This window comes from Variovorax ureilyticus (assembly GCF_037889935.1).
Lineage (GTDB): Bacteria > Pseudomonadota > Gammaproteobacteria > Burkholderiales > Burkholderiaceae_C > Variovorax > Variovorax ureilyticus.
The window spans coordinates 1-26,107 of record NZ_JBBKZU010000030.1 but is presented as its reverse complement, the minus strand read 5'-3'; the positions used below and the strand labels follow the sequence as shown (position 1 = coordinate 26,107).

Sequence of the window (26,107 nt, the reverse complement as noted above, 5' to 3'; positions counted from 1 at the left end):
CTGAGATACCATGCAACCCTTCACTCGCGTGTGCCTCCATTGGCCACGATCACGCTGAATCGCCGGCTACGATCAGACTGAAATGCCCGGCTACGATCGCTGAAATCCGCAGTGGGATTGCCTCGCGTGAGTTTCTTGATTGTCACGTCCTGCGCCTTGTCGTTCGCGAGGGCAGATGCTCGTGAAATCAGGGCCCCTCCTTTGCCAGTGGCAGGAGCCCCAGAATTGCCGCGCGGTTCTTCAGCACAATTTGCTGAACTTGCGGGTCGCGCGCGGCCTCGCCCAAAAGCCCAAGGCGGCGCAGCGAATAGAAGAGGAGCGCCTGTCGACATCGCACCGTGACCTCTTCGTTCTCCATCCCGTAGTCGAGTGCGATGACCTTTCGGTGGGAATTCGGCAATCTGGGATTTGGCGCGATCACAAGGTCAACAAATCGACGCCAGGGCTGGTCATCGTCTCCGTCAGTGCCGGCCTCCTCGATGAGTTCGACGGACAGCATTCGGGCCATCACGAAATCACGAAACTCGTTGCGAGTGTGGCAGAACGCACGCACGTGCCACCTGTAGCCATCGAATCCGACCCCATGTGGCGCAATGATTCGGGGCTTGGGCTCGCCTGGACTCATCGACTGGTACACGACTCTCAAGCACACCCGCAGCCGGATGGCGGCGAGGACCGCAACAACGGTGGCGGGATGGAGTTGCCTTGTTGGCGCGGCAACAACAGCAGTCGGAGGCGTCCAGCCTAGGAAGCTGAGTTCCGGTGCAAGGACCCCCGATTCCCGAGCAAGCAGTTCGTTCAGGTATCGCGACGGTTCGTTGGACGGGAACAGCGGCTTGAACTGGTCGGTAGCGAGGTAGACCTTGGAGCTGCGATCGTAGATGGCGTTGCCGGGAGCAAGCTCGAGGTATCTGGATATGTCTAGGCTCGCCTGGGGGACTGAGATGCCGAAGAAGTCAGTGAGATCGCTTCGATTGATTCGGCCCTCCCACCGCAACCGGAAGTCCAGAAACTCAAGGCGGCGGCCTTGACTCCAGCGCGCAGTCGGCTGCTCCGCAGCACCAGGACTTGGGTCAGATATACGAGGCCGCATAGGTCTATTGTACAAAAAACCAGTACTTCAGTCGTATTTTTATTCGTATAATTTTTGTACGTGATGACGCGATCATTGAAACATGTGGAAGGAAGCGGTTCCGATGCGACGTTCCTGGCGACCGGTTTTCCGGCATGCGGGTTCAATAGCGCCAGCGACCTGCGCCCCGCGCTTCAGGCGTTGGGTCTCGCGTTGGAGATGTGCTGGGCACCCGTTCATGTCGAGCGGCTGGTCGAGTTTCTGTCGCATCCCTTTGGTCCCTTCAGCCGCCGTGCCCGCGGGAGGCTTGCGCGTGCCTTTTCTGACCAACCCGGCCTCGGTGGTGACGCGTGGGCTCGCGCCAAAACAGACATCGGGGGATGGGAAGGCGGCCCTGCCATGCTGGATGAAGTTGCGTACTGGCTCGAGGGCGAGCGCTGGTCTCGCAAGGACGGCACTCCGCTCGACGCGCTCATCGGCCGGACCGAAAAGGTGCGCGGAGCGCTCCAGCGCCGCGCGACCGGAAAGGATGCCAACGCGGCGGCCGCAGTGTCCGCCGCACTTCATCAGTGCACCGCCGTCCTCGAAGGGCTTGCCGAATTCAAGCGCCAGGGCGTGCCCGCGCTCACTCCGCGCCAGGTCGAGCAACTTCTGGCCACATCGACTCCCGGTGGTGCCGGCAATCCGGCAGCGGTTGCCCAGATGGGTTGCCTGAAGTCCGCGACTACGCCCGACACGTGCATCGAGGCTGCCGACGAAGTGCTCTGGTGGATGCCTTCCACGCCGGCTCTGCCCGCGCCCCTGCCATGGTCGACCGAAGAAGTCGCGGCGCTCAAGGTACTGGGTGTGGAACTGCGCGATCCGCGTCAGGAACTCGAACTCCTGGCTATGCAGTGGCTCAGGCCACTTCTCGCTGCCAGGAAGAAGTTCGCGATCGTCCTTCCGCCCCCGGGCGCTGAGGAGCACCCCCTGTGCCAGCTGATCAAGCGACTCGCCCCCGGCATCAAGGTCGAGCGAATCGACGAGGCCATCTACGGCGCCCACCAGGATGTCATCTCACACACGGTGGAGGACGTCCTCCTGAAGCCTGCGGAGCGATACATCGAGCTGGGCCGACCAATCGCGCCGCGCAGAGCCGAACAGTCGTATTCCTCGCTGGAGCTGCTTTTCAAGAACCCGGCAGTCGCTGCGGTGAGCAACGTCGCAGCCCTCGAATCCAGTGCGTCCTTGTGGGCGAGCAGGGAAAACACGCTGCTCGGCAATCTGGCGCACCGGGTCGTCGAGTTGCTCTTCCAACAGCAAGGGGCGCTCGCGTGGAGTGACAGTCAAACCCTGGCGTGGTTCGACGGCATGGTGGATGGGCTGCTCGCCGCCGAAGGTATCAACCTGCTCATGCAGGGTGCCGGAGTGACGGAGGCGCGCTTCAAGCGGGTGTGCGGATCCGCCATCTGTGCGCTGCTACACCACCTGCAAAGCGCAAAGGCCGTGCGTGTGGAGACAGAGGTTCACTTCAAGGGGATGCTCGGCACGGTCGAGCTCGGAGGCCGGATCGACCTGCTCGCGTACTTTGCAGATAAGGGGATCGCGGCTCTGGACCTGAAGTGGACACGTGGCAAGTGGTTCGCCGAAGTCCTCTCGGAGGGCAAGTACTTGCAGCTTGCCCTCTATTCCCACCTCACAGAACAGAAGCACGGAATCAAGCCGGCGGCTCTGGGCTATTTCGTCTTCGACAGGGGCGACTTGTTTGTCACTGCGCCCGACGTCTTCCCGACCGCTCAAGTGCGCTCGCCCAGGAACGGCGTCACGACGCACGAGCTGCTTGAGCAGGCCAAAGCCTCGTGGTCATGGCGCATGGGTCAATGGAAGGCGGGAACGATCGAGTTCGTACCCTATCTGGATGACCTACAGGAATACCAGGGCGACGAAGGCACGCTGCCCGTCGAGAAGCTTGGACCGTTTTACGCAGAAGAGTTCACCTTGCTGGGAGGCTGGGAGCCATGAACGCCATCAAATTCATCAGCGCCGGCGCAGGTAGCGGCAAGACGTACCGGCTCACGAGCATTCTGTCCGAGGCCCTGCGCGACAAGTCCAATCCGGTTCGCCCTGAAGCCGTGATTGCGACCACCTTCACCGTGAAGGCCGCCACCGAGCTGCGAGAGCGCGTGCGCGATCGCCTGCTGGGTGATGGGCGGCTGGACCTCGTCTCCTCCATCGGCCAAGCTCGAATCGGTACCGTGAACGCGGTCTGCGGACAGCTCCTGCAGCGCTTCTGCTTCGAGGTGGGCATTTCGCCGGACCAGACCATTCTGAGCGAAGAGCACGCGGGCAAGCTTTTGAAGACCGCAATTGACGATGCACTGGACGCGCGCAGCAGGGCGAATCTGGCGCAATTTCAGCGTCGTTTCTCCATCGAGGATGGCGACTGGAGCCTGGTCATTGGAAAAATCGTGAGCGCGGCGCGAGCCAACGACATCTCGGCCGACGCACTCGCCGGAATGGGCAAGGACAATGCAGACCTCATGCTCGGCAACTGGCCGAAGCCGGAATCCGACGTGGACCACACTGCCAGGCTTCGTGAGACGCTGCTGAACGCGGAAGCGCAGATTCGCGGCTCCATCGAAAGCCGGGACGCCAAGGCCGAGAAGGTCAACAAGAACGAGCGTACAGGCTTGGAAAAGCTCCATAGCCTTCTGCGCGCGTTCAGTGGTAACGACTGGACCTGGGCGAACTGGCTTGGTGCCTGCAAGGTCGAGGCTGGGGCCAAGGCCGCGGCAACGCTCCAGCCGGTCAACGACGCAGGGCAGGCTCATGAGCGGCACCCCGAATTTCACCGCGATGTGCGCGAATATCTGGACCTGGTGTTTGGCCTCGCCGCCAAGACGCTGCTCACCTATGAACAGGCCAAGCTGGAAATGGGTGCGGTTGACTTCTCTGACCAGGAAGTGCTCCTCCTGCGCGCGCTCCAGGAGAGTGAGCAAGTCCGTTCGGCGCTGCGGGGTGAGCTGGACTTGGTTCTGGTCGATGAATTCCAGGACACGTCGCCGCTGCAGCTGGCGCTCTTCGTGGAACTGGCCAAGATTTCCAAGAAGTCAGTCTGGGTAGGAGACCCCAAGCAAGCCATCTATGGTTTTCGCGGTACGGACGCCTCTCTCGTAGCCGGAGTGATCGCTGCCCTGCCCGACTGGGGTGGAGAACTCGGTGAAGCCCTGACGACCTCCCGTCGCTCTACGCCGGCCCTTGTCTCGTTGGCCAACGCGGTATTTATTCCAGCCTTCGCGCCGGACTTGCCGCCCGAGGCCGTCAAGCTCAACGCGTATCGCGAAGATATTCCTGGTCAACCCACGCTCTACAACTGGTCATTCGAAAGCTCCAGGAACGACCTCGATTTCGACGGACTGGGTCCCACGATGACCCAGTTGCTGGCCAGTGGCAGGTTGGTGGCCGACAAGGACGGGACGCTCCGGCAGATACGGCCTGGAGATGTCGCTGTGCTCTGCCGTCAGCACGTGCAAGTGGCCTGGGCCGTAGCGGCCCTCTCGCAATGGGGCATTCCTGTTGCGAGCCCACGCGCAGGACTGCTGCAGACGCCAGAGGCCCTGCTGGTGCTCGCGTGCCTGCGCCGGATGCATGACGCCTCCGATACTGCCGCGACCGCCCTCATCCTGGCGCTGGCCGACGGCATGGCGCCAGACGAGTGGCTCAAGGACCGGCTCGACCATCTTGATGCCCAAAAGCCGTCCCATGAATGGAAGGCAGTCGGTGACGACATTCACCCACTGGTATCGCGGCTCGAGGCGGCCCGCCCTGCCCTGCTGTCGCTCACGCCTTCCGAGGCCCTGCGCCTGGCTGTGGCTGAGTCGCATGTGGCCAAGCTCTCGAACCAATGGTCTCGCACGCCGCTCGAGGCGCGCAGCCGCATTGCCAACGTGGAAGCACTTCTCGCATTGGCGACCGCGTACGAGGACGAATGCATGGCTGCGAGGCGGCCAGCAACAGTCGGAGGACTCCTTCGCTGGCTGAATGACCTAGCAGCAGCGGGCAAGGACCAACGGGCGGTCAGTTCGGAAGACGCCGTCACCGTGATGACGTACCACGGCGCCAAGGGGCTCGAGTGGCCGGTCACGGTGCTCGCGGGACTCAACGACGGGGCCCGCCATGAACTTTGGGGCGTACGCGCCCGGACCAACGGGCCGTTCGATGCTCAGCAACCCTTGCTCAACCGCTTCGTGCATCACTGGCCCAACGCCTACGGTCCGCACTTTTCTGCGCCGCAAGCTGCGGTCAATGCCGAATCTTCCGAGATTGGGCAGCAGATGGTCAAGGCAGGCGTCGACGAGAACAAGCGGCTTTTCTACGTCGGCATGACCAGGCCGCGTGACGCGCTCATTCTCATGGCGGGCCAGCGTAAGTCCGGCCCGGCCAGGAAGTGGGTGGACGAACTGCAGGCCTCAGCCCTGCTTTTTGGCGACAGCGGGACGGTGGCACTTCCCGGCGGAAAGCAGCTCGTACGCGCGACCTTGAAACTTTCGGCCGCTCAGTGTGTGGAAGATCCCCCTGCCCCGCCGAGCGTCAAGCGCAGCTGGTTCACGCCCGAACCTCTATCGGGAGCGCAAGAGCTCTGGTTTCGACCAAGCAGCGCGCATGGCGGCGATTTCGTGGTCGCCGAGAGCCAGGGTGTGGGAACTCGCATCGCGATTGCCGGGGCGGTCGATATGGCCACGCTCGGAACTGCCCTGCACAACTGTATCGCTTGCGCGGGCGTCGCTGGCGAGGTTCGACTCGCGGACATCGACCGGGTGCTCGAGCGATGGGAGGTGACTCACGCGGTATCGAAGGACGCCGTGAAGGCTCAGGTCGAGGCGCTACTCGGATGGGTCGAGAAGCGCTGGCCTGGTTGCGCGGTACACGTGGAGGTGCCCATTGAGGCGAAACGACCGAATGGCCAGCGTCTGCGCGGTCGTATCGACTTGTTGGTGGATACGCCCGAAGGCTGGGTCTTGATCGACCACAAATCCAATCCGCGCGGAGCCGCCAACGACGAGCAACTCGTCAATGAGCACGGGCCCCAGCTCGAGTCTTACGCTGAAGCACTCCGTCATGCGACGGGCCGTTTCGTCAACGAGAAGTGGCTGTTCTTCCCAGTGTCGGCACGAGCAGTTCGTGTTCAGGTTTCGGCGCTGGCCAACCAATAAGAAACGGGTTATCAAAAATGGGTTTCAAATTCATTCACGCGGCGGACATCCATTTGGACAGCCCGCTCCGAGGCTTGAGCGCCTATGAGAACGCGCCGGTCGACCAGCTGCGAAATGCCTCGCGCGAAGCGCTCAAAGAGCTGATCACGAAGGCGATTGAAGACAAGGTGTCATTCGTCGTTTTTGCCGGTGACCTGTATGACGGCGACTGGCGGGACTACAACACCGGCATTTTCTTCGCAGGCCAGATGGGACGGCTTGCGAAGGCGGGCATACGGGCGTATGTCCTGCACGGCAATCACGATGCGGATAGCGAAATGACTAAAAGGCTTGCGTTGCCTGACAACGTGGCAGTCTTCAACTCCCGGTCGGCGCACGTGCACAAGATTGACGAGCTGAAAGTCGCCCTGCACGGTCAGAGCTTCAGCAATCGCGCGGTCGAGGACAACCTGGCGGCCAGCTACAAGGCCAGAGTCGACGGGTACTTCAACATCGGTGTCCTGCACACCGCCCTGCAAGGGTATGCGGCGCACGCGAGCTACGCCCCCTGCACTGTCGACGAGTTGCACGCAAAAGGGTACGACTACTGGGCTTTGGGCCACGTGCACGAGTACCAAAAATGGGAAGGTCCGTCGACCATCGTGTTCCCAGGAAATCTTCAGGGCAGACACGTGCGTGAGACGGGTCGCAAGGGCGCCGTTTCGATTACCGTAGGCGACTCTGGTCATTCAGTGGTTGATCGGCTGTATCTGGATGTCCTGCGTTGGGAGGTCGTGAATGTCGACGTTAGTCAGTGCGCGACCTTCGAAGACGTCGCCCGCAAGGTCGGTCAAGGTTTGACAAGTTTGCTGGAAGCTGACGATGTTCCCCGCGCAGTGCGTGTGATCCTCGGGGGCAAGACGCGCCTGCATGGCGCTCTGTTTGGAAGCGCTGCAGCGCTCCGGGCGCAGGTGCTCGCACAAGCGGCCGCCATAGATGCGGAGCAGATCTGGGTGGAAAAAGTAAGGGTTTCTACAACCCCCGTGGACACGCCACAGGCCGCAGGGGAGTCTCGTGAGGCCCTTACTGAACTGCGGGCCATCTTCGATGAAGCTGGCACCGACCCTGAGTTCCTCGAGGAACTGCAGCAACAGTTGCAGCCGTTCTTGAACAAGGTCTCCGACGATGTCAACGAAGATGTGCCGCTGCTGGCACTCGTGCGGCAAAAGCGCTTCGCCGACCTCGTGCAGGAGGTGGCCCCCAGCCTCCTTGCCCAGCTCAGCTCGAAGGTGTTGTGATGCGCATCGAAGAGCTCAACCTGGTTGCCTACGGCAAGTTCACCGACTACAGGCTCGCCCTTCCTCAGGCGACCCACGATTTCCATGTGATCATTGGTCCAAACGAGGCTGGGAAGTCCACGATACGGCGAGCGATCACGGAGTTGCTCTTTGGCATGGAGATGCGATCTCCCCTCGGGTTCAAGCATGCGCAGAGCGACCTGAAACTCTCAGGAGTACTTGCGACCGAGGCCGGTAAGTTGGCCTTCGTCCGGACGAAGCAGCACAAGTCCCTGCGCTCGCTATCTGACGATTCGCTACCGGAGAGTTATCTGGGGCCTGTTCTGGGCTCGTTGACACAAGAGACGTTCGAGCAGTTGCATTGCTTGGACCACGAGCGCCTCCTGAAGGGAGGGCAAGGCATCGTGGATCCAAGGAACTCCGTCAGTCAGATTCTTTTCCAGGCTGCGTCGGGGCTCGAGGGATTTGCCGCAGTCCGAGAGGCTCTGGGAGATCGGGCGGGTCAACTGTTCACGAATCGGGGACGCAACAGTGAATATGCGAAGGCGGCTGACCGGTTCACGGATGCGCAGAAGAGGCTCAAGGACGTCCAGGTACGAACGAAGGAGTGGGTTGAAGCTCGCGACGCGCTCAAGGTTGCCGACGATAACCTCGAGGCCGAGCGCAGGAACCGCCGCGAACTCGAACTGCAGAGGACATCTTGGGACCGTGCTCGTCGACTGGCGCCACTGGTCGAGCGGCTGGCCAGGGTGCGGGAGGAACTCACGGAAATGGGCGAGACGACTCCTTTTCCGCCCAGCGCCAGGGAAACCCTGGACGCCGGCATCGCTGAAATGAATTCAGCTGCGGCAAAGCTTCAAACGCGTGAAGAGGATGTTGCTCGCAGTCGGCAGAACTTCGACGCGATCGAGGTGGAGGGGACGGTGCTTGAGCGGGCGGCAGACATCGAGAGGCTCGCCAAGCTATGCGGTCTCTACGCCAATCACGGCAGAGACCTCCTACTACGCCGTGGGGAGGTCGACAACTGGCTGAAGGAGGTGCTCGTCCGAAGTTCGGATTTTGGCTGGGGCGAGAGTGAAGAGGAAGTTCGCAACCGCCTGCCCAAGGACAGGGTGCTTCGTGCCATTGGTGCTTTACTCAAGACCAGAGGTGCCCTTCTGGCAGACGAGCGCGCCGCAAAACAGAGTGAGGAAGAGCGGCAGATTGCAGTCGACGATCTGAAAGAGCAGCTCGATGCTTCTGCTGCAGAAGAGACCGTTGACCCGCAACTCGTCGAGGCGCTTGAGCACGCGCTTCCATACAAGACAAGTGAATCCAAGCAGAAGGTTCTTCAAAGCACGATGAACCTGGCGCAAACTACCGCCCGGAACGCGCTTGCAGCGTTGGGTCGGCAGGAATTCACGCAGGAGTCTCTGCGTTCCATGCAGCTGCCGTCGCCCGAGCGAGTGACGGCGCTGCGGAACAGACGCCAGGAGCTCGCGCAAGCCGCAGATGTGGCGCGCTCGTTGGCCAAACAAAGCGAAGCGACGGCAGCAGACCTCGAACTAGAAATTGCCCAGTTCGAGCGTTCACGCAAAGTGGTCACTGTCGCCCAGGTTTCTGGTGCTCGGCACGAGCGCGACGAGAAATGGGGAGCCATCAAGGCCGGAACTGTCTCGCTAGCGGCTGGCGCCTCACAGTTCGATGTGGCCATCCGTCTCGCAGACGAGCTCAGTGATGCGCGCACGCTCTCCGAGACCGACGCGGCCGAACTGCAAGCCCTTCACGACCAGTTGGAGAAGTCGAAGAGCGAGAAAAGTCGCCACGATAATACGGTCAAAGAAGAGGAGAAGGAGCTCGCGCAGTTCGACGCGCAGTGGGCTGAAGATGCCGCCAGCATCGGGCTGCAGGGAATGGACCTCGACGACCTACCGGAATGGGTTGCCAGGCGCGAGGCTGCGTTGCAGGCAGCCGACGACGCAGCCAAGAAGACGCACGACTACGATCTTGAACGCGACAACGCGGCGCAGGCACGCCGTGCATTGTCGGACGCCATGTTGAAAGCCAAATTGGCCGTAAGCGAATCGACCGGGCTGGCGGCGCTTTGCGCTACGGCTGACGAACAGATCAGGGGCGCCCAACTCGCCTCGACGCGCCGGCAAGACCTGGAGCACCGATTGCAAGTCGCGCACACGGCCCTGAGGGCTGCGAAGAAGACCAAGGATTCCAAGACGACTGCCGTCGAACAGTGGAACGCGGACTGGAAAGAGGCTCGCTCGAGCGCAAATCTTTCCGGTGTAGGAGAAGACGTGGCAGAGGTTGAGTCTGCCGTTGCGGCCGCCGAGTTTATTCGCCAACGCCTGGAGAAGGTCACCTCTCACCGCACCGAGCGCATCCAGACAATGGAGGCCGACCTTGGTCAGCTCAAGGAGGCTGCTGACTCGCTTGCTCCCGCGCTTGCGCCGGACTGGATGCAGAGCGCTCCGGAGGAATTGTCGCGCATTCTCAACGCACGACTTGAAGAAGCAAAGGGCCAATCCAGCAGGCGGAAGCAGGCGCGCACGCACCTCGACGAGGTCGAACGGCAGCTCGATGATGCGAAGTCGGAGTTGACTCAAGCCAAGCGCAGTCTCGATCCGCTACTCAAAGTGGCGCATGTTGATGACCCCATGTTGGCGCTTCCGCTCGTTGAGCGGTGGCGGAGAAAGACAGACGCCGAGGCTACGCTTGCTGCGACGCGAGCCGACCTGGAGAAGGGCTCCGATGGACTCTCGCTCGAGGAGATTCGCGCCGAAGTTGCGAGCCATCCCGCAGCGGACGCCGCGGGGAAGGTCATGACATTGAGAGACCAGCTGCTGGATTCCGACACCAGGCTCACGACCTTGTTGGAGGCGCAGCTTGCCGCAAACAAGGCGTTCGATGTTATCAACGGAGGAGACCAGGCCGCCGTTGCCGAAGCGCAGAAGCAAGAAGCGCTCGCGGAGATGTCCGACTCTGGGGAGGAGTACCTGCAGCTTGCTACGGCGGGCAGCCTGCTCAGGTGGGCCGTAGACAGGTACCGTGACCGAAAGCAGGGGCCGCTGCTCCAGCGCGCGAGCGCAGTCTTCGAGAATCTGACGCGTGGCTCCTTTGAGAAACTGCGCATCGACTACGACCAGAACCCACCGGCTCTTCTGGCGTACCGGCCAAATAGTCAGTCCGTAAAGGTCTCGGGACTCAGTGACGGAACGCGCGACCAGCTGTTCCTTGCTCTGCGCATCGCAGCCTTGGAGCTGCAGACGGAACAGGGTGCGCCAGTACCCTTCATCGCCGATGACCTGTTCATCAACTTCGACGACAAACGATCGCAGGCAGGCTTGCAGGCTCTATACGCGCTCTCGACCAAGACGCAGGTCATCTTCCTTAGTCACCAGGAGCACCTGTTGCCTGTAATCCGAAACCTGTTTTCTCACGTGAACGTCAGAATTCTTGAAAATGAGGAAGCTCTCGTCTGAGCGTGGATGCTCTCCGTACTGGGGTACTTCCGCGCCGAAAGATCGCTCAACCTCGTCACCCCAACCTGAACTGTAGCCCCAGCGATGGACCACGCCACCCTCAGCGTTCTGCGCGACCGCCACCCCGCTTGGCGGATGCTGGCCTCGCCGCATGCCACGCTGGTGGCGAGCTTCCTATACCGGGTGTTCGTTTCGCCGAACGTGCGGCTCATGAGCGAGGCCGATCTCGCCGAGGCGCTGGAGGACGAGCTGTTTTCCCTGCGCGAGCAGCTGGGACCGGAGGCCTACCCTAAGAGCGCGCTGGAGTACCTGAACGACTGGGTCGCGCCCGACAAGGGCTGGCTGCGCAAGTTCTACAAGCTTGGCACGGACGAGGCGCAATTCGACCTGACGCCGGCCACCGAGAAGGCCGTCGCTTGGCTGCTGTCGCTGACCGAGCGGCCGTTCGTGGGCACTGAGTCGCGCTTGCTGACGCTGTTCGCGCTGCTGGAGCAGATCAGCGCTGGCACCGAGGCCGATCCGATCAAGCGCGTGGACGACCTGCGCAAGAAGCGCGATGAGCTGGACGCCGAGATCGCCCGCGTTCTGGCGGGCGACTTGCCGCTGTTGGACGACACGGCGGTCAAAGACCGCTTCCAGCAGTTTCAGCAACTCGCCCGCGAGCTGCTGGCCGACTTCCGCGAGGTGGAGCACAACTTCCGCCTGCTCGACCGCAAGGTGCGCGAGAAGATCGCACTGTGGCAAGGTGCCAAGGGTGCGCTGCTCGACGAGATCATGGGCGAGCGCGATGCGATCGGCGACTCCGACCAGGGCCGTAGCTTTCGCGCCTTCTGGGACTTCCTCATGTCCAGCCGGCGGCAGGAGGAACTTTCCGAGCGGCTGGATCAGGTGGTGGCACTTCCCGCCGTGGTGGCGCTGAAGCCCGAGCCGCGCACCCGCCGCTTGCACCACGACTGGTTGGAGGCGGGCGAACACACGCAGCGCACGGTGGCCCAGCTGTCGCAGCAGTTGCGCCGCTTTCTGGACGACCGGGCCTTTCTGGAGAACCGCCGCATCCTGGACCTGTTGCATGGAATCGAAAGCAAGGCGCTCAGCCTCCGCGAGGCCACGCCCTCCGGCACGGTGATGCACATCGACGCGATGGCGGCAGACATCGAACTGCCGCTGGAGCGGCCCCTGTTCTCGCCGAGCGCGAAGCCGCGTCTCACCGATTTGGCGCTCATAGCCGGGGAGGACGACATCGACACCGCGCGCTTGTTCGATCAGATCGTGGTGGACAAGGCGCGCCTGCGGTCGACCGTGCAACGCGCACTACGCCGCCAGCCGCAGATCACGCTGTGCGACCTGCTGGATGCCGAGCCTCTGCACCAAGGCCTGGCCGAACTGGTGGCCTACCTGGAGCTGGCCCACGCCGGGGAAACCAGTGACGCCCTGGACGGCTTGCGCGCCCTGGTCGACGAAGCCGTGGAAGAACCGATCCGTTGGCAGGCCAGCAACGCAGCGGGCGAAGCCGTGACACGCGAGGCGCGCTTGCCCCGTGTGATCTTCACGCGCTGACTGCTTCGGACGGCCAGAGGGAGAAGAACATGAACGATGCGCTGCACGAGAACGATTCGGTGGAGACTCCGCCCCGCGCGCTGCCGGCGGTGCCCGAGCTGTCGCAGCTGATGGTGCACCTGCTCAAGGGCGTGCTCTACCGCGACGACGACGAGCGACTGTGGGACAGCCTGTTGCGCCTGCAAGTACGGGTGAGGGAACAGGCCGCTGTGCTGCTGCTCGATCTGGTGCTGGACGAGGCCGAGGGCCATGCCTTCCTGAAGAGCCGCCCAGACCCGGACGAGTCCGAGGGGGCGCCCCGCTTGCCAAGGCTCGTCGCACGCCGGCCGCTGTCCTACCCAGTGAGCTTGATGCTGGCGCTACTGCGCAAGCGCATGGCGGAGTTCGACGTCGGCGGTGGCGACACCCGGCTCGTGCTCTCGCGTGACGACATCGCCGAGCTGGCGCGAGTGTTTCTGCCCGATGGCACGAACGAAGCCCGGCTGATCGACCAGGTGGACGCGACGCTCACCAAGGTGGCCGATCTGGGGTTTTTGCGCCGGCTCAAGCCCGCCACCGGCGGTGGCCAGGACAGAGGCCACTACGAGGTGCGGCGCATCCTGAAAGCCTTTGTCGACGCGCAGTGGCTGGCGGACTTCGATGCGCGATTGGAGGTCTACCGTACTGCGCTTCCTGCAGGATCTGCCGAATCGACCGACAAGGCCGGAGCCGGCAAAGGGGTGGCCGATGCTTGAAGCGCCGACGCTCGGCCTGGACTTCGTGGCCGACGACAGCCGGGTGGGCTTTCGGCTGCAGCGGCTGGAGGTGCTGAACTGGGGCACCTTCGACAAGCGCGTCTGGCGCTACGAGCTCGACTGCTGCAACGGCCTGCTCACGGGCGACATCGGTTCGGGCAAGTCCACGCTGGTCGATGCCATCACCACTTTGTTGGTGCCAGCGCATCGCGTGGCCTACAACAAGGCGGCCGGGGCCGATGCCCGCGAGCGGTCCTTGCGTTCCTACGTCCTGGGGCACTACAAGAGCGAGCGCAACGAGGTCACTGGCAGCGCGCGGCCTGTGGCGCTGCGCGATGCGTCGAGCTATTCCGTCATCCTCGGCGTATTCCGCAACGACGGCTATGACCAAGCCGTGACGCTGGGCCAGGTCTTCTGGCTGAAGGACCCTCAGGGTGCGCCTGCGCGCTTATTCGTGGCGGCTGAGCGGGCACTCGCCATTGCCGATGACTTTAGCGGTTTCGGCAGTGACATCACCGCCCTGCGCAAGAAGCTGCGCGGCGCCGGCTGCGAGCTGTTCGACAGCTTCCCGCCTTACGGGGCCTGGTTTCGTCGCCGCTTCGGCATCGAGCACGAGCAAGCGTTGGAGCTGTTCCATCAGACCGTCTCGATGAAGTCGGTGGGCAACCTCACCGAGTTCGTGCGCGGCCACATGCTGGAGCCCTTCGACGTGGGCAGCCGCATCGAGGCCCTGATCCGCCACTTCGATGACCTGGACCGAGCGCATCAGGCCGTGCTCAAGGCCAAGCGGCAGGTGGACTTGCTCGCGCCCCTGGTCGGGGACGGTGAGCGCCACCAGGCGCTGGTGGCGGAGATTCAGGGCTGGCGGGATGCTCGCGATCAGCTCCGGCCTTACTTCGCCCGGCTCAAGGGCGAGCTGCTGGACCGCCGCCTAAGCCTGCTATCGGATGATGCTGCCCGGCTCGATGCGCAGATCGAGCGCCTGGACGCGCAGCGTGAGACCGAGCGCATTGAAGTCGCCCGTCTGGAGCGGGCCCTGCGAGAAAATGGCGGCGACCGCCTGGAGGAGCTGGCGGCAGAGATTCGCCGTCTGGAGCAGGACAAGGAACAACGCCAGGAGAAGTCTGACCGCTTTCAAGAGCTGCTTGCCCGCATCGATGAGGCGGCGCCGGCGGATGAAGCACGCTTTCTCGCCCAGCAGCAGAGCATTGCCCAGCGTGCCGATGGCTTGCGCGAGCGCATTGCCGACTTGGACAACCGCGAGCGCGAGGAGGACTTCACTTTCCGCAAGGGCCGTGAAGAGCACACCGCCTTGTCCGACGAGATCGAAAGTCTCCAGCGTCGCAAGAGCAACGTCGACGCCGCCCAGATCCGCATCCGCGATGCGCTGTGTGCGGCGCTGGCTATCGGTGAGGACGAACTGCCCTTCGCGGGCGAGCTCCTCCAGGTGCGTGACGACGAGCGCGATTGGGAAGGCGCCGCCGAGCGGCTGCTGCGCGGCTTCGGCCTCGCGCTGCTGGTCCCGGACGCGCAATACAAAGCCGTTGCGGACTGGGTGGACCGTCAGCACCTGGGCGCCCGCTTGGTGTACTTCCATGTGCGTCCGCGAAAGGCTGCGCAGGGCTCGGCTCTGCATCCGCAGTCGCTGGTGCGCAAGCTCGTCATCAAGCCGGATTCGCCCCACTACGAGTGGCTGGAACAGGAGCTTCGCCAGCGCTTTGACGTTGCCTGCTGCGACACGGGCGAGCAGTTTCGCCGCGAGGCCCGCGCCATCACGCGCGCTGGTCAGATCAAGGACCCGAGCGGTCGCCACGAGAAGGATGACCGCACCCGCATCGACGACCGCAGTCGCTACGTGCTCGGATGGAGCAACGCCGACAAGCTGCGCGCCTTGCGCGATCAGCGGCAGCGACAGGAGGAAAGGCTTGCCACGCTGGGGCTACTCATCGGTGAGATCCAGGCAGCGCGTACGGAGCTGCGAGGCAGGCTGGATGCCCTTAGCAAGATGGAGGAGTTCACGCGCTTCGCCGACATCGACTGGATGAGCACGGCTCGCAAGATTGCCGCACTCACCGAGGAACGTGCGAGGCTGGAAGCAGCGTCCAACACACTGCAAGAGCTGGGGCGTCAGCTCAAAGCGGTGCAAGACCAGCTTAAGGATACAGAACGCAAGCGCGATGAGTCCCGGGACAAGCGTGCAGAGGTCGGAGCCAAGCATGCGGCTGCGCAAGAACTGCTGAATCAGACGGTTCGCATTTGGGACGACGCGCCGCTGACCGATGCACAAATCGAGCGTCTGAATGTCTGGCGCTCTCAAGCGCTGGGCGAGCATCAGCTGTCGGTCGAGTCCTGCGACAACCGTGAACAGGACGTGCGCAAGTGGCTGCAGGAGCGCATCGACGCGGAGGACAAGCGTCTAGGCCGTCTGACCGAGCGCATCGTCAATGCCATGCGCGGATTCAAGGAAGAGTTCAAGGCCGAGGCTGTCGAGATGGACGTGAGCCTGGCGGCGCTACCGGAGTACGAGCGGATGCTCACCGGGTTGAAAGGCGACGACCTGCCTCGATTCGAAGCGCGCTTCAAGGAACTGCTCAACGTCAACACCATCAACGAGATCGCCAACTTCAATGCCCAGCTCGCCCGCGAGCGGGAGACCATCAAGGAGCGCGTGGACTTCATCAACCAGTCGCTTCGGGCCATCGACTACAACCCCGGCCGGTACATCAAGCTGGTGGCGCAGCCCAGCCCGGATGCGGAGATTCGCGACTTCCAGCAGGATCTGCGGGCGTGCACCGAAGGCGCGCTGACGGGCTCGGCCGACGAACAGTATTCGGAGGCCAAGTTCCTGCAGGTCAAGGCCATCATCGACCGGTTCCGCGGCCGTGAAGGACTGTCTGATGCCGACCGGCGCTGGACCGCCAAGGTCACCGACGTGCGCAATTGGTTCCTGTTCTCGGCAAGCGAGCGCTGGCGTGCCGACGGAGCCGAGCACGAGCACTATTCGGACTCCGGCGGCAAGTCGGGCGGCCAGAAGGAGAAGCTGGCCTACACCGTGCTGGCGGCGAGCCTGGCCTACCAGTTCGGGCTGGAGTGGGGTGCCGTGCGTTCGCGATCATTCCGCTTCGTGGTCATCGACGAGGCTTTTGGACGCGGATCGGACGAGTCGGCGCAGTACGGACTGCGCCTGTTCCAGCAGCTCAATCTGCAGTTGTTGATCGTCACGCCGCTGCAGAAGATCCACATCATCGAACCGTTCGTGGCCAGCGTTGGTTTCGTGCACAACGAGGGCGGGCGGGACTCGCGCCTGCGGTGTCTGTCGATCGAGGAGTACCGAGCGCAGAAGGAGCAAGGGTTGGCCGAATCGAGGGCAGTTGGGGTCGGCGCGGCACCATGAGCTGGACCACGCCGGCGGACCTGCGCGCCCAGGTCCAACGCTTATGGGATCGCGGTGACTTGCTGCGTGCGGCGGTCACGGACGCCGCTTCATGGCCCCTACGCATGAACCTGAAGGCCCCCAGTGCGGCGGACTTGACCGATCGTTTCGAGGCGGTGCGTGAATGGGTGCGTGCCGTTGCCGAAACTCCGCAGGTTCGAATCGAATGGCGGGATTGGAATCACCGGGTACAGGGTACGCAGCGTCTTCCAGCAGCCATCTGGGTCGACTCGGTTCACGAGGCCTTGGCCTTCATCGGCAAGGCACGCCAGGCCCAGCGCTTCGAGGTGCTGTGGGAACAGACGGCGGCCGTACAGCCTGCGCTGCTGGGCTGGCTGTCCCGACGGCCGATCCAGGCGCTGGACCTGGCCGATCGCTGGGAGCGTCTGTTGGCCGTCGTCGCGTGGCTGCAAGCCCACCCTCGCCCGGGTGTCTACCTGCGCCAGGTCGACGTGCCCGGGGTGGACAGCAAGTTCATCGAGGCCCAGAGAGGCGTGCTGGCCGAGCTGCTGGACCTCGCTCTGCCGCCCAAGGTCGTCGAGACTGGAGCGAACGGCGTCGCGCAGTTCACTCGCCGATTCGGGTTCCTGGACAAGCCCGTCCGGATTCGGTTTCGTCTGCTTGACCCGGCACTGCCCGGCCTGCCGGGCTGCGAAGGGCTGCCCGACATCACCTTGGACGCGGCGAATTTCGCGGTGCTGGCGTTGCCCGTTGAGCGAGTCTTCATCACCGAGAACGAGACCAACTTCCTCGCCTTTCCGGAGATGGCGGGCGCCATCGTCGCCTTCGGTGCGGGCTACGGTTGGGAGGCGCTCGCGCGCGCCGCATGGCTGCATCGATGCCAGTTGCACTACTGGGGTGACATTGACACCCACGGCTTCGCCATCCTCGACCAACTGCGCGGCTACTTCCCGCGCGCGGCGTCCTTCCTAATGGACCGGGAGACGCTGCTCGCGCATCGCTTGCACTGGGGCGAGGAGCCCAAGCCTGCGCGGCACGAATTGTCGCGTCTCACGATCGAGGAGGCGGCCGTCTATGACGACCTCAGATTCGACCGCCACCAGCTCAGGCTGCGATTGGAACAGGAGCGGATCGGGTTTGGCTGGGTTTGCGATCGACTGATATGTATCCCCTCTCATACTTGAGCCCTAATTCACGACAGGAGGTTCTGGCTCACGCACTCAGGAACTTCGAGGTCGGCAAGGGCGAGATGGTCGCGCTCATCGGCTCCAACGGCGCCGGCAGTCGCGCGGTCGACGCTCGGGCACTACAGCTCAACTGGTTCGTAGTGAACATTGTTGACGACCCATTCGGAGACGCGAGGAAGAATGCGGACCTCATGCGCACCAAGTTCGAATTGGCCCCAGGCCTTGCAAACCTTTCGGGCGCTCTCAGGCAGCGCATTTCCACCTTTCAGTTGGTGCGGCAGTTCGCCCAAAAGACAGGCGCCTTGGCGTACCTGCTGCGCTCATACCAAAAGCAACTGAAGGAGCGCACCTTTATGTCCTTCGATAGCCATGTCGCTAGGTTTGTGATTGCAGCCATCGGCGGAGGCGTCGTGGGCCTTTTCACGAACTTCACCTCGGGCGGTGGAGCCGGCGTATCGATCTCACCGCTCGCCATCGCGTTCCTGGTCGGCTACGCCACAGACGTCTTCTTTTCTTTTCTCGATTCGTTCGTGCACACATACGTTCAATCGCACCAGCGCGCCCTCGGCCGTAGCTGGACCAGGCGTCGCCTACAAACTTGAGGTGTGCAGCGATAGCCGCCCTTTCTCGCTCAGCACGCGAGCGCCTGCAGCCCGGCGCTGTCCTATCGTCCCCGTCGCGCCTTTCACGCAGGGAAGGCCCGAAGTCACGTTGCGTGTGCTCAGTTACCATTTGTTAGTGCCCGGGAGCCGCTTGCACCGCTCTGGCACGAAATGGAGACGCGACCCGCATGCACACCTGCCAAGTACCCGGAGACACACTCGATCAATGGCTGAAGGCGTACCCCTCCACGGTCGGCCGTTACGGTCACCTTCTCCTGGAACAAGTCGGCCTTAACGACGTCGCGCTTGTCGAGGCGCTCAGACCGTACTTTGAATCGGCGCATCTCGATGCCCGCGAACACTTCCACGAGGAAATCTGCATCGATCTTCATCCGGACGCCGGCTCTGTCGGCGCGCATGTGACCTATCCCACTTGCCTACCTTCCACCACCCGCCGAGGGTTGTTCGGCGAAGTTATGGCCGGTATGCTGACCGAGCACTACAGCTATGTGGGCGGTCACCAATGGCGAGTCCCGATTTTTCTGTTTCGACACCATGAAGATGTGAAGCACTACCTGTTCACGCTGGCGCGCGACTCATCTTTGACCAGGGAAGTCATGGGGCGCCATGGTTCCGACTTCCTGGCCATCGCGTTCGATGAACAGGGCCACGTTGTTCGCTACCTCGCCGGCGAAGCAAAGTGGCGCAAGCAGCTGAGACAGTCGGTGGTGGATGCCATGCTGCTGGGCCAAAAGGTCGACGACGGAAGTGGCAACAGGGTGCATTCCGGAACCGGGATTTGGCATCAACTCAATGTGCGGGACACGCGGCTGCCATACGGCATGCGCCAGCTGCAAAAGCTACTTAAGGAGCGGGACGCCACAGGCTTTGCTGCAGCGATCCACTCGATCGACCAGGCCTTGATGCTCGACAACGCGGCGACGATTCCCAGAACCAATTTGGTGCTGATCTGCGCAAATGACTTTCCCACGCGAGGCGAAGGAAACCCAATGATTGATTGGGAAGCTCAGCCAACGGCTTACACGGCTCCGCACGACCTCCAGGTGGTCGAAGTGTTCCTGCACGAAGGGGAGAAGCTGATCGACGACATCTACGATTCTTTGTGGAGTGGAAGCTAAAGCGTGGCAGCCTTCGACCAAGAACGTCTAGAACTCGCCGAACGGTTGCGTCGCAGCCTGGCCATCAAGAATCGGCTCCTGCCTGAGCAGGCCCGTGCCTTCGTCCGAGGTTTGCAGGTCACTTGGCACGTGCCGCCAATCCAGTGGCGGGAGCGCGAATCGGATGACCTGCTCGCCGATGCGCGGAGGTTGATGCATGCGGCGGAGATCTTCCGCGAGGTTGAGGGCGATTCATCAGATCAGGCCATGGACTGCTACCGCCGGGCGGGCGAACTGCTCGAGTGGTTGACCCGGGCCGATACGCAAAGCAATGACATGGCGCCCTTAGCGCTGCTCGCCGGTGCCGCGTTTCAGCTGGGCGGATTGCCGGCGATGTCGACAGCACTGCTCGGCCAGATCAAGGCACCGGAGGCCGGTATCCGTCTGTTCCTGACTTTCCTCAAGGGCGACTTCAACGGAGTCATCGACGAAGTGCTTTCGTTCTGGAACGAGCATGCCGACATGACGCGCCGCGACGCGCCGGCGTCGTTGCTCGAGCATGAGGATCCCGAACGCCTGAAGTGGTACTTCACAGTCGAGATCGTGCGCAGTGTGGGGCTTGTCGCCGCCACCCTGAGACAAGGCAATCGAGAGCGCTGGGAACTGGCCCTGCGCAAGTTGACCGCCTTGGAGAAACTGGCAACACGGTCGTTCGGCGACGATGTGTCCCTGTTGATCACCTTGCTGACGGCGGTGGCGAAAGGCTATGGCGCCGCAAGCATCTATGGGCCGATTGCGCAACTGTCGCGCGTCAATCCCGAGCGAGCACCGCGCCTCCGACGATTCGCGCGCGATCAGTTCGGGCGGGGACGGGGCATCCTCTGGCCATCGCAGGCCCGTGGGCTGGATCGCCTGCTGGAGTCTTCGTCGTTCGCCCTGTGCACGCCCACCGGCTCGGGCAAGACGCTGGTGGCCAATCTGGCTCTCGTCAAGGAACTGATGCTGGCATCCGAGGACGAGTCGATGGGCGCGCTCGCACTTTACCTCGTGCCTTCCCGGGCACTTGCAGGGGAGGTGGAGGCCAAGCTTGTCAGCGAACTCGGCAACGATTTGATCGTCACGGGTCTGTACGGGGGGACCGATTGGGGCATCACCGACTATTGGCTCAATGCCGAGCGTCCGACCGTCTTAGTTGCAACGGTGGAGAAGGCCGATGCCTTGATGCGGTATGTAGGGCCCTTGATCATCGCTCGCCTGCGCCTCTTGGTTGTGGACGAAGCGCACCAAGTGGTGGCACAGGATCGCGACCGAACCTTGCTGGACTTCGCAGAGCACAGCAGTCGGGCATTGCGTCTTGAGGGCTTCGTGTCACGGCTGCTGGCCCGCGTTCCGAACATCGCGCGCATCGCATTGACGGCGGTCGCGGGTGGGGCTGCAGGCCCGGTGGCGCGGTGGGTCGAAGGCAACGCAGATGCCACGCCCATCGGAACCAACTACCGGAGCACCCGCCAACTCATTGGGTCGTTGGAATGCACTCCCGGCAGTGCAGGACGCATGCAGGTCGACATGATGAACGGCGCGATGCTCCATGTCCGCGGCCGGGATGAGGCCGTCTATATCCCACTGCGCATACCGCCCATGCCCCTGTTGCCTGCGTCGATGCGCAACAGCATCTACCGCTATAACGAGGTCAACGTGCTCTGGACAGCGTTGCACTTGCTAGAAGCCGACCGACGGATCTTGATCTCGGTGGCCCAGCAGCCAGAGCAGACGATGAGATGGTTCAATGAGGCGCTCGCACTGCCGTCGTGGGCCGACATCCCGAAGTTCAAGGTTCCCACCGATCCTGAGGCCAGGGCGCGGTTCGAAGAGGCGCGATTGACCTGCGTGGACTACTGTGGCGAAGATGCCTATGAGGTCGCGCTGCTGGACCATGGCATCGCCACCAGCCACGGCCAGATGCCACAGAGGCTCCGCCGCCTGATGACGGGCCTGATCGAGCGCAGGATCTGCCCCATCACTGTTGCGACGGCCACGTTGACGGAAGGTGTCAACCTGCCGTTTGATCTGATCTTCGTTCCTGACCTGACACGCCGCGTCTTCGACAATGAGACACAGCGGTCCACCGTTGCGCCGATGTCCACAGCCGAGTTCCGTAACCTGGCCGGCCGTGCCGGGAGGCCGGGTTCCGCGAGCGGGCTAGAGGGCATGACCCTGGTGGCGCTGCCCACCGCCCCGTCGGCGACTGCTCGCGGGCAACTGCCGCAGCAACGGCGCCAGATTCGCGACATTCGGTCGCACTACGACAACCTTGTCGACGCGCTGGTCGAAGAGGAGCAGTCTGGTGAGGATCCACTGTGCCCCCTTGCGCTGCTGCTCGAAACACTTGCCGAACGCGCGGGCACAATGCTCGGTATCCGTGGCGCGCAGTTTCTGCAATGGCTTGAGGAGACGGCACCCGACCGGATCAGCGCCACGGCGGGAACGGGACAAACCGATGAGCAATCACGGCTCGCTGACAGCCTCGATGAACTCGACGGTGTCCTCTTGGCTGCGATTGAGGAACTTGCGATGGGCGAGACGAGCGGTCAGACAGGGGCAGACCTGGAAGCCTCGCTTCGAAGCATCTGGCGACGCTCGTTCAGCCATGCCGCGGCAGTGCGGGAAGCGTGGCTCGAGCAGGCATTCGTTCGCAGGGGCCAAGGGATAACCGATGCGATCTATCGTGACGCCGAGGAACGTCGCCGCCTCTATCAGTATGGATTCCCCCCGCATGTGGGCCGGCGGTTTGAACACATTGCACCGAGGATGCGTGCCGTGGTGTCGGCAGCTGGGAACTACGGATCGATCCAGGGGCGGGCTCGGCTCGCAGTGTTCAAGGAGCTTGGCGCACTGGTGGCGAGCGACCGCGGATTCGGATTCCGCGCGCGAGCAACCGCTACCGACCAAGCACTGATGCAAGATTGGGAGATCCCACTCGCATGGTGGTTGCGGACCCCTGGTTCCGAAGCTCCCATTCCGTCCGATCTCAGAGCTTGGCAACGCTTTGTCGCGGACAACTTCGAATTCAGGCTAGGCGTCGCGGTGGGTGCGGTGGTGGCGCAGGCCTGGTCAGCAGGTTCGAACGATCCCTCTTCCGTCCCGTCGCTGGAGGATTGGAGGGAAACTACCGGCCTGCCTTGGTTTGGGTTCTGGGCGAGAGAGATGCTGCGCTGGGGAACGCTGGACCCCTTCATTGCGTTTGCCCTCGCGCAGGGCTTGGCCGGCACGCGTGACCGAGCTGCAGATCGTCGGCGGGAGTTCGAGTCGTGGATGGAGTCCGAGTACGACGACATCGAAGGGGAGGACTGGATTGATCCCCGGTACTTTCTCAAGTGGGAGCGGACCCTGGAGAGCTCCGACCAAGCGGCCACTGCAGCGACAATCCGGCAAGCGCGCTTAACCGGCACGAACGGCGTCAGAGGAACGTACAGCGTTCACCCGATTCGGCGACCCGGAGCCGTGCACTGGATCGACGCCTCCGGTTTCGAACTAGCAACGACGGCGGAAGAGCCCGTCACGCGAAGAGGCTACCAGGATGATTTTCAGTTGGAGGCAAGTGACGGACTCTGGAAGGTGCGCAGGGTGTTCCGCTCGGTTTGAAGATTGGCAAAATTTTCGCCGTCCGGAGGAGTACGTCTACCGCCGGCGCTGCATTCTGCTGCTGGAAACCATGGACTATCAAAGCGCCGACCAGCTCGAGAATGCTGTGCGGGCAGCCGCTGCAGTCGCGAATACTTGGCCGAACTTTGGAACTTTGGGGACCGACCCACTCTCGTGCACCGGAGGCGCATAGACGTTGGACAAGGTATGCACCCTCTTCCCAGCGAAGATTGACGCATCGAGGGTCGTTGGCGATCCTCCTGCCCCGGAACCAAAAGGCGTTTGAGACTGTATGGCGACATCCGTGCTTATCGGCAATGGCATCAACCGCGTCACAAACGATGACGCGTCCTGGGAGAACGTCCTTCGTGCGCTCACGCCGCAGGGGCTTTCCCTTCCAGCCCTCGAACACATGAAGCACAAGCCCTTCGCGCTCGTCTACGAGGAGATCCTGCTGACGCGGATGTCTCATGACAAGAAGGTGGACGAGGCCGCGATGAAATCTACGATCGCGCAGCTCGTCGACGGATTGCGGTACAACGACTTCCATCGTCGCGTGATGGCATCGGGGGTGCGGCACATCATCACCACCAACTACGACTATGGATTCGAGAAGGCGACGAGACAGGACCACCCGCACGCGCACCTGATGCGCGAGAGCAAATACAGCGTGTTTCGGCGTCGTGCATCGGGCGAAAAATTCGTCTGGCACATCCACGGCGAAGTGGAAGCGCCTAACACGATCACGCTAGGCTACGACCAGTACAGCGGCTACCTGCAAAAGCTGCGCACTTACGCCACCGCCGATCGTGAGTCCGCGACCGGCTCCCCCTTCAAGATGGGGAACATGGTTTTCGACCATGTTCCGGGCACTGTTTACTCTTGGCTGGACGTGTTCCTGCGGGATGACATTCACATCGCAGGCCTGGGCCTCGACTACACGGAGATCGATCTGTGGTGGGCCGTGACATACAAGGCCCGCAAGAAGGCGCAGGGCTTACCGGTGGGCAGGACCATCTATCACGATTGGTACATGGGCGAAGTAGATGAACAAGCATTGAGTCGACGCTCGCTCATGAGAGTCTTGTCGGTCGACGTTATTCCGAGGGACTGCACAACCGGTTTCGAACCGGCGTGGGACGAATTCATCACAGGAAATCTGGAAGCACCCACTGCTTGAGGTTTGTTGCGTGCCCCGCCGTCCCATCAAGCGCCCGGCTCTTACGGCGAGTTCCGATGGCCGCAGTCGTTCAGTGATCCGTAGATGTTCGACAGCTCACAGTCTGTGGTAGGCGTGGGGCGACTTGGTCCGCAACCGGCTGTAGAGCAGTCCTAGGTGTTGGGGAGATCGAAGGACCGCAACCAGTCTTGACCCCTCCTAGCCTGCGGCCGCTCCGTTTGCTATGCTGGCTTGCCTGCCTACCGCTTCAACGATTGGAAATCGTAGACCATCGCGGCGCCCTCGGCCTGTCCGATGAGGGCGCCGCTACTGATCGCACAAAGGGGATCCAACGTCGAGCCATGTTTGGGCTGGCTTGCATGTCGCGGATGACCGCTGGCCGCGTGATCGCCAACCGTCGCCCCTCTCTCGCCGGTACGCCTTCAGCCGTTCGAAGAGAAGGTATTCGGCTTCTCGGGCACAGTCGGCGGGCACGAATGGGGATTCCCGAAGCGCTCAAGGCTCTGGCCAGTCGCCTGCGTTTCAACGAGCCCGGGTCCGGAACAATGCCCACTAGCTCGCATGAAACACCGCTGAATTCGCCGCCGGTGCCTCCTGTGCTTGCTCAAGGGCCTGGATCACGCCGCGCAGCCGGTCGCACTCACGCTCCAAGGAGGCGACCCACGCGCGTGCGTGCTGGGCCTCGTTCAAAGTCTGCGCGTCCAGGGCGGCCCTGCCCCAGCGGCTCTCGAACCAGAGGGTCAAATAGACGGCGCGGGGTGCGTTGCCGCTGGCCTGGTAGCGCTGCAGGGTGCGCAGGCTCACGCCGAGGTGGTGGGCGATGGCGTTGCGTGACTCCATCTGGTCTGTCAGCAAAAAGTCCAGCGGAGGCAGGCGTGCATGGGAGGGCGCGAGGAACGGCATCGGGGAGCTCCTTGCAGGTGGCGGCCACAGCGCCGCGCTTTGCAAAGCAGTGTGAGCGTTTCACCGGCCAAGGCGCGTCAACTTGTCATGGTGCCGCAGCGCCCTGTGCCGCCCTCTTCTCTCCCCTGCGCGGGCGCCCTTTCAGGGCGGGCAGAGAATGAAAAATGAAATAGACATAACGGCGCTTGATGTGTTCGAATTTCGATATGCCGCTCTGTTGCGACAATGTGGCGCACCCATGCCGAAAAGCCCCGCGGAATCCCTCGACACCTTCCTGCATCGCCAGGCGGCGTCAACGCTGGCTGCCGTCCTGCTGGGAGACGGCCCGGCGCGAGGCCGAGGAAACCCAGCGCGGAGAGCTCGAATCGGTGCGCGAGGAACTCCAGGCGCGTGAGGCTGCGCTCGCGGAGGCGCAGGCTGCGTTGGCGCAGCGCGAAGACGCGTTCAAACAGGCTCGGGTCAGCCTGGATGCAGCATTGGCGTCATCGCAGCAGGCGCGCGAGACGCTCGAGCGGCAACTGAAGGACCGCGCGATCGAGGCGCACCGGGTGCGCACCGGACTGGAAGACGAGATCCGGCGATTGACCGCCCTCCTCGCCCAGGCAGCCGAGACGCAGGAGCGGATGCGACGCGAGCACGCCGACATGGTGGCGACGAAGGACCAGGCCCCGAACGACACCCAAACTCCCCCAGCTATCGACACGTAAATTCCCCCGCCGCGGCCATCGGGCCGTGACGGCGTAGGCGGCGCCAGCGCCCGCTGGCAGTCCCCTTCC

15 protein-coding genes are annotated in these 26,107 nt (G+C 62.9%); 13 read left to right on the top strand and 2 right to left on the bottom strand.

Annotated features, from left to right (window positions below; all coding sequences use genetic code 11):
• Positions 1–187 precede the first annotated feature (187 nt).
• Positions 188–1,093 carry a helix-turn-helix transcriptional regulator gene (locus WKW77_RS33980; RefSeq protein WP_479694176.1) on the bottom strand — a complete coding sequence of 302 codons (906 nt, stop codon included), beginning with the start codon at positions 1,091–1,093 and terminating at the stop codon, positions 188–190.
• Positions 1,094–1,156: 63 nt separating this feature from the next.
• Here WKW77_RS33980 and WKW77_RS33975 point away from each other — a divergent pair, with 63 nt between their 5' ends.
• The 12 genes from WKW77_RS33975 to WKW77_RS33920 all read left to right on the top strand — a co-directional run bounded on the left by WKW77_RS33975 (position 1,157) and on the right by WKW77_RS33920 (position 24,428).
• The gene (locus WKW77_RS33975; protein ID WP_340361297.1) at positions 1,157–3,073 is read left to right on the top strand and encodes a PD-(D/E)XK nuclease family protein; all 1,917 of its coding nucleotides are present in this window, start codon (positions 1,157–1,159) and stop codon (positions 3,071–3,073) included.
• Positions 3,070–6,264, top strand: coding sequence for a UvrD-helicase domain-containing protein (locus WKW77_RS33970; RefSeq protein WP_340361296.1), 3,195 nt, complete (start codon positions 3,070–3,072; stop codon positions 6,262–6,264). Before WKW77_RS33975 ends, WKW77_RS33970 begins: the two co-directional genes overlap by 4 nt.
• Before the next feature lie 17 nt (positions 6,265–6,281).
• Positions 6,282–7,541 (top strand): metallophosphoesterase family protein, encoded by a 1,260-nt coding sequence (locus WKW77_RS33965; RefSeq protein ID WP_340361295.1) that lies wholly within the window; start codon positions 6,282–6,284, stop codon positions 7,539–7,541.
• The gene (locus WKW77_RS33960; protein ID WP_340361294.1) at positions 7,541–11,014 is read left to right on the top strand and encodes an AAA family ATPase; all 3,474 of its coding nucleotides are present in this window, start codon (positions 7,541–7,543) and stop codon (positions 11,012–11,014) included. Before WKW77_RS33965 ends, WKW77_RS33960 begins: the two co-directional genes overlap by 1 nt.
• An 84-nt stretch (positions 11,015–11,098) precedes the next feature.
• On the top strand, positions 11,099–12,571 hold the full coding sequence (locus WKW77_RS33955; protein ID WP_340361293.1) for a DUF3375 domain-containing protein: 1,473 nt from the start codon (positions 11,099–11,101) through the stop codon (positions 12,569–12,571).
• 29 nt (positions 12,572–12,600) lie between these two features.
• Entirely contained in the window at positions 12,601–13,305 is a 705-nt protein-coding gene (locus WKW77_RS33950; protein WP_340361292.1) for a DUF4194 domain-containing protein, read from the top strand.
• Positions 13,298–16,699 carry an ATP-binding protein gene (locus tag WKW77_RS33945; protein ID WP_340361291.1) on the top strand — a complete coding sequence of 1,134 codons (3,402 nt, stop codon included), beginning with the start codon at positions 13,298–13,300 and terminating at the stop codon, positions 16,697–16,699. Before WKW77_RS33950 ends, WKW77_RS33945 begins: the two co-directional genes overlap by 8 nt.
• Positions 16,696–17,883, top strand: coding sequence for a DUF3322 domain-containing protein (locus WKW77_RS33940; protein WP_340361290.1), 1,188 nt, complete (start codon positions 16,696–16,698; stop codon positions 17,881–17,883). Before WKW77_RS33945 ends, WKW77_RS33940 begins: the two co-directional genes overlap by 4 nt.
• A 65-nt stretch (positions 17,884–17,948) precedes the next feature.
• The gene (locus WKW77_RS33935; protein WP_340361289.1) at positions 17,949–18,488 is read left to right on the top strand and encodes a hypothetical protein; all 540 of its coding nucleotides are present in this window, start codon (positions 17,949–17,951) and stop codon (positions 18,486–18,488) included.
• Positions 18,489–18,676: 188 nt separating this feature from the next.
• Positions 18,677–19,627: a hypothetical protein gene (locus WKW77_RS33930; RefSeq protein ID WP_340361288.1), complete on the top strand. Its 951-nt coding sequence runs from the start codon at positions 18,677–18,679 to the stop codon at positions 19,625–19,627.
• A gap of 3 nt (positions 19,628–19,630) precedes the next feature.
• On the top strand, positions 19,631–23,248 hold the full coding sequence (locus WKW77_RS33925) for a DEAD/DEAH box helicase (RefSeq protein WP_340361287.1): 3,618 nt from the start codon (positions 19,631–19,633) through the stop codon (positions 23,246–23,248).
• 292 nt (positions 23,249–23,540) lie between these two features.
• Entirely contained in the window at positions 23,541–24,428 is an 888-nt protein-coding gene (locus tag WKW77_RS33920) for an SIR2 family protein (protein ID WP_340361286.1), read from the top strand.
• Positions 24,429–24,980: 552 nt separating this feature from the next.
• Here the strand turns inward: WKW77_RS33920 and WKW77_RS33915 are convergent.
• Positions 24,981–25,331 (bottom strand): hypothetical protein, encoded by a 351-nt coding sequence (locus WKW77_RS33915; protein WP_340361285.1) that lies wholly within the window; start codon positions 25,329–25,331, stop codon positions 24,981–24,983.
• A gap of 368 nt (positions 25,332–25,699) precedes the next feature.
• Here WKW77_RS33915 and WKW77_RS33910 point away from each other — a divergent pair, with 368 nt between their 5' ends.
• Positions 25,700–26,038, top strand: a complete 339-nt coding sequence (locus tag WKW77_RS33910; RefSeq protein WP_340361284.1) for a hypothetical protein — start codon at positions 25,700–25,702, stop codon at positions 26,036–26,038.
• The last annotated feature ends 69 nt before the right edge of the window (positions 26,039–26,107 follow it).

Excerpts from the sequence above, each read along its gene's own strand:
- WKW77_RS33980 (WP_479694176.1), bottom strand. The coding sequence starts at position 1,093 with ATGCGGCCTCGTATATCTGACCCAAGTCCTGGTGCTGCGGAGCAGCCG.
- WKW77_RS33975 (WP_340361297.1), top strand. The coding sequence starts at position 1,157 with ATGACGCGATCATTGAAACATGTGGAAGGAAGCGGTTCCGATGCGACG.
- WKW77_RS33970 (WP_340361296.1), top strand. The coding sequence starts at position 3,070 with ATGAACGCCATCAAATTCATCAGCGCCGGCGCAGGTAGCGGCAAGACG.
- WKW77_RS33965 (WP_340361295.1), top strand. The coding sequence starts at position 6,282 with ATGGGTTTCAAATTCATTCACGCGGCGGACATCCATTTGGACAGCCCG.
- WKW77_RS33960 (WP_340361294.1), top strand. The coding sequence starts at position 7,541 with ATGCGCATCGAAGAGCTCAACCTGGTTGCCTACGGCAAGTTCACCGAC.
- WKW77_RS33955 (WP_340361293.1), top strand. The coding sequence starts at position 11,099 with ATGGACCACGCCACCCTCAGCGTTCTGCGCGACCGCCACCCCGCTTGG.
- WKW77_RS33950 (WP_340361292.1), top strand. The coding sequence starts at position 12,601 with ATGAACGATGCGCTGCACGAGAACGATTCGGTGGAGACTCCGCCCCGC.
- WKW77_RS33945 (WP_340361291.1), top strand. The coding sequence starts at position 13,298 with ATGCTTGAAGCGCCGACGCTCGGCCTGGACTTCGTGGCCGACGACAGC.
- WKW77_RS33940 (WP_340361290.1), top strand. The coding sequence starts at position 16,696 with ATGAGCTGGACCACGCCGGCGGACCTGCGCGCCCAGGTCCAACGCTTA.
- WKW77_RS33935 (WP_340361289.1), top strand. The coding sequence starts at position 17,949 with ATGGTCGCGCTCATCGGCTCCAACGGCGCCGGCAGTCGCGCGGTCGAC.
- WKW77_RS33930 (WP_340361288.1), top strand. The coding sequence starts at position 18,677 with ATGCACACCTGCCAAGTACCCGGAGACACACTCGATCAATGGCTGAAG.
- WKW77_RS33920 (WP_340361286.1), top strand. The coding sequence starts at position 23,541 with ATGGCGACATCCGTGCTTATCGGCAATGGCATCAACCGCGTCACAAAC.
- WKW77_RS33915 (WP_340361285.1), bottom strand. The coding sequence starts at position 25,331 with ATGCCGTTCCTCGCGCCCTCCCATGCACGCCTGCCTCCGCTGGACTTT.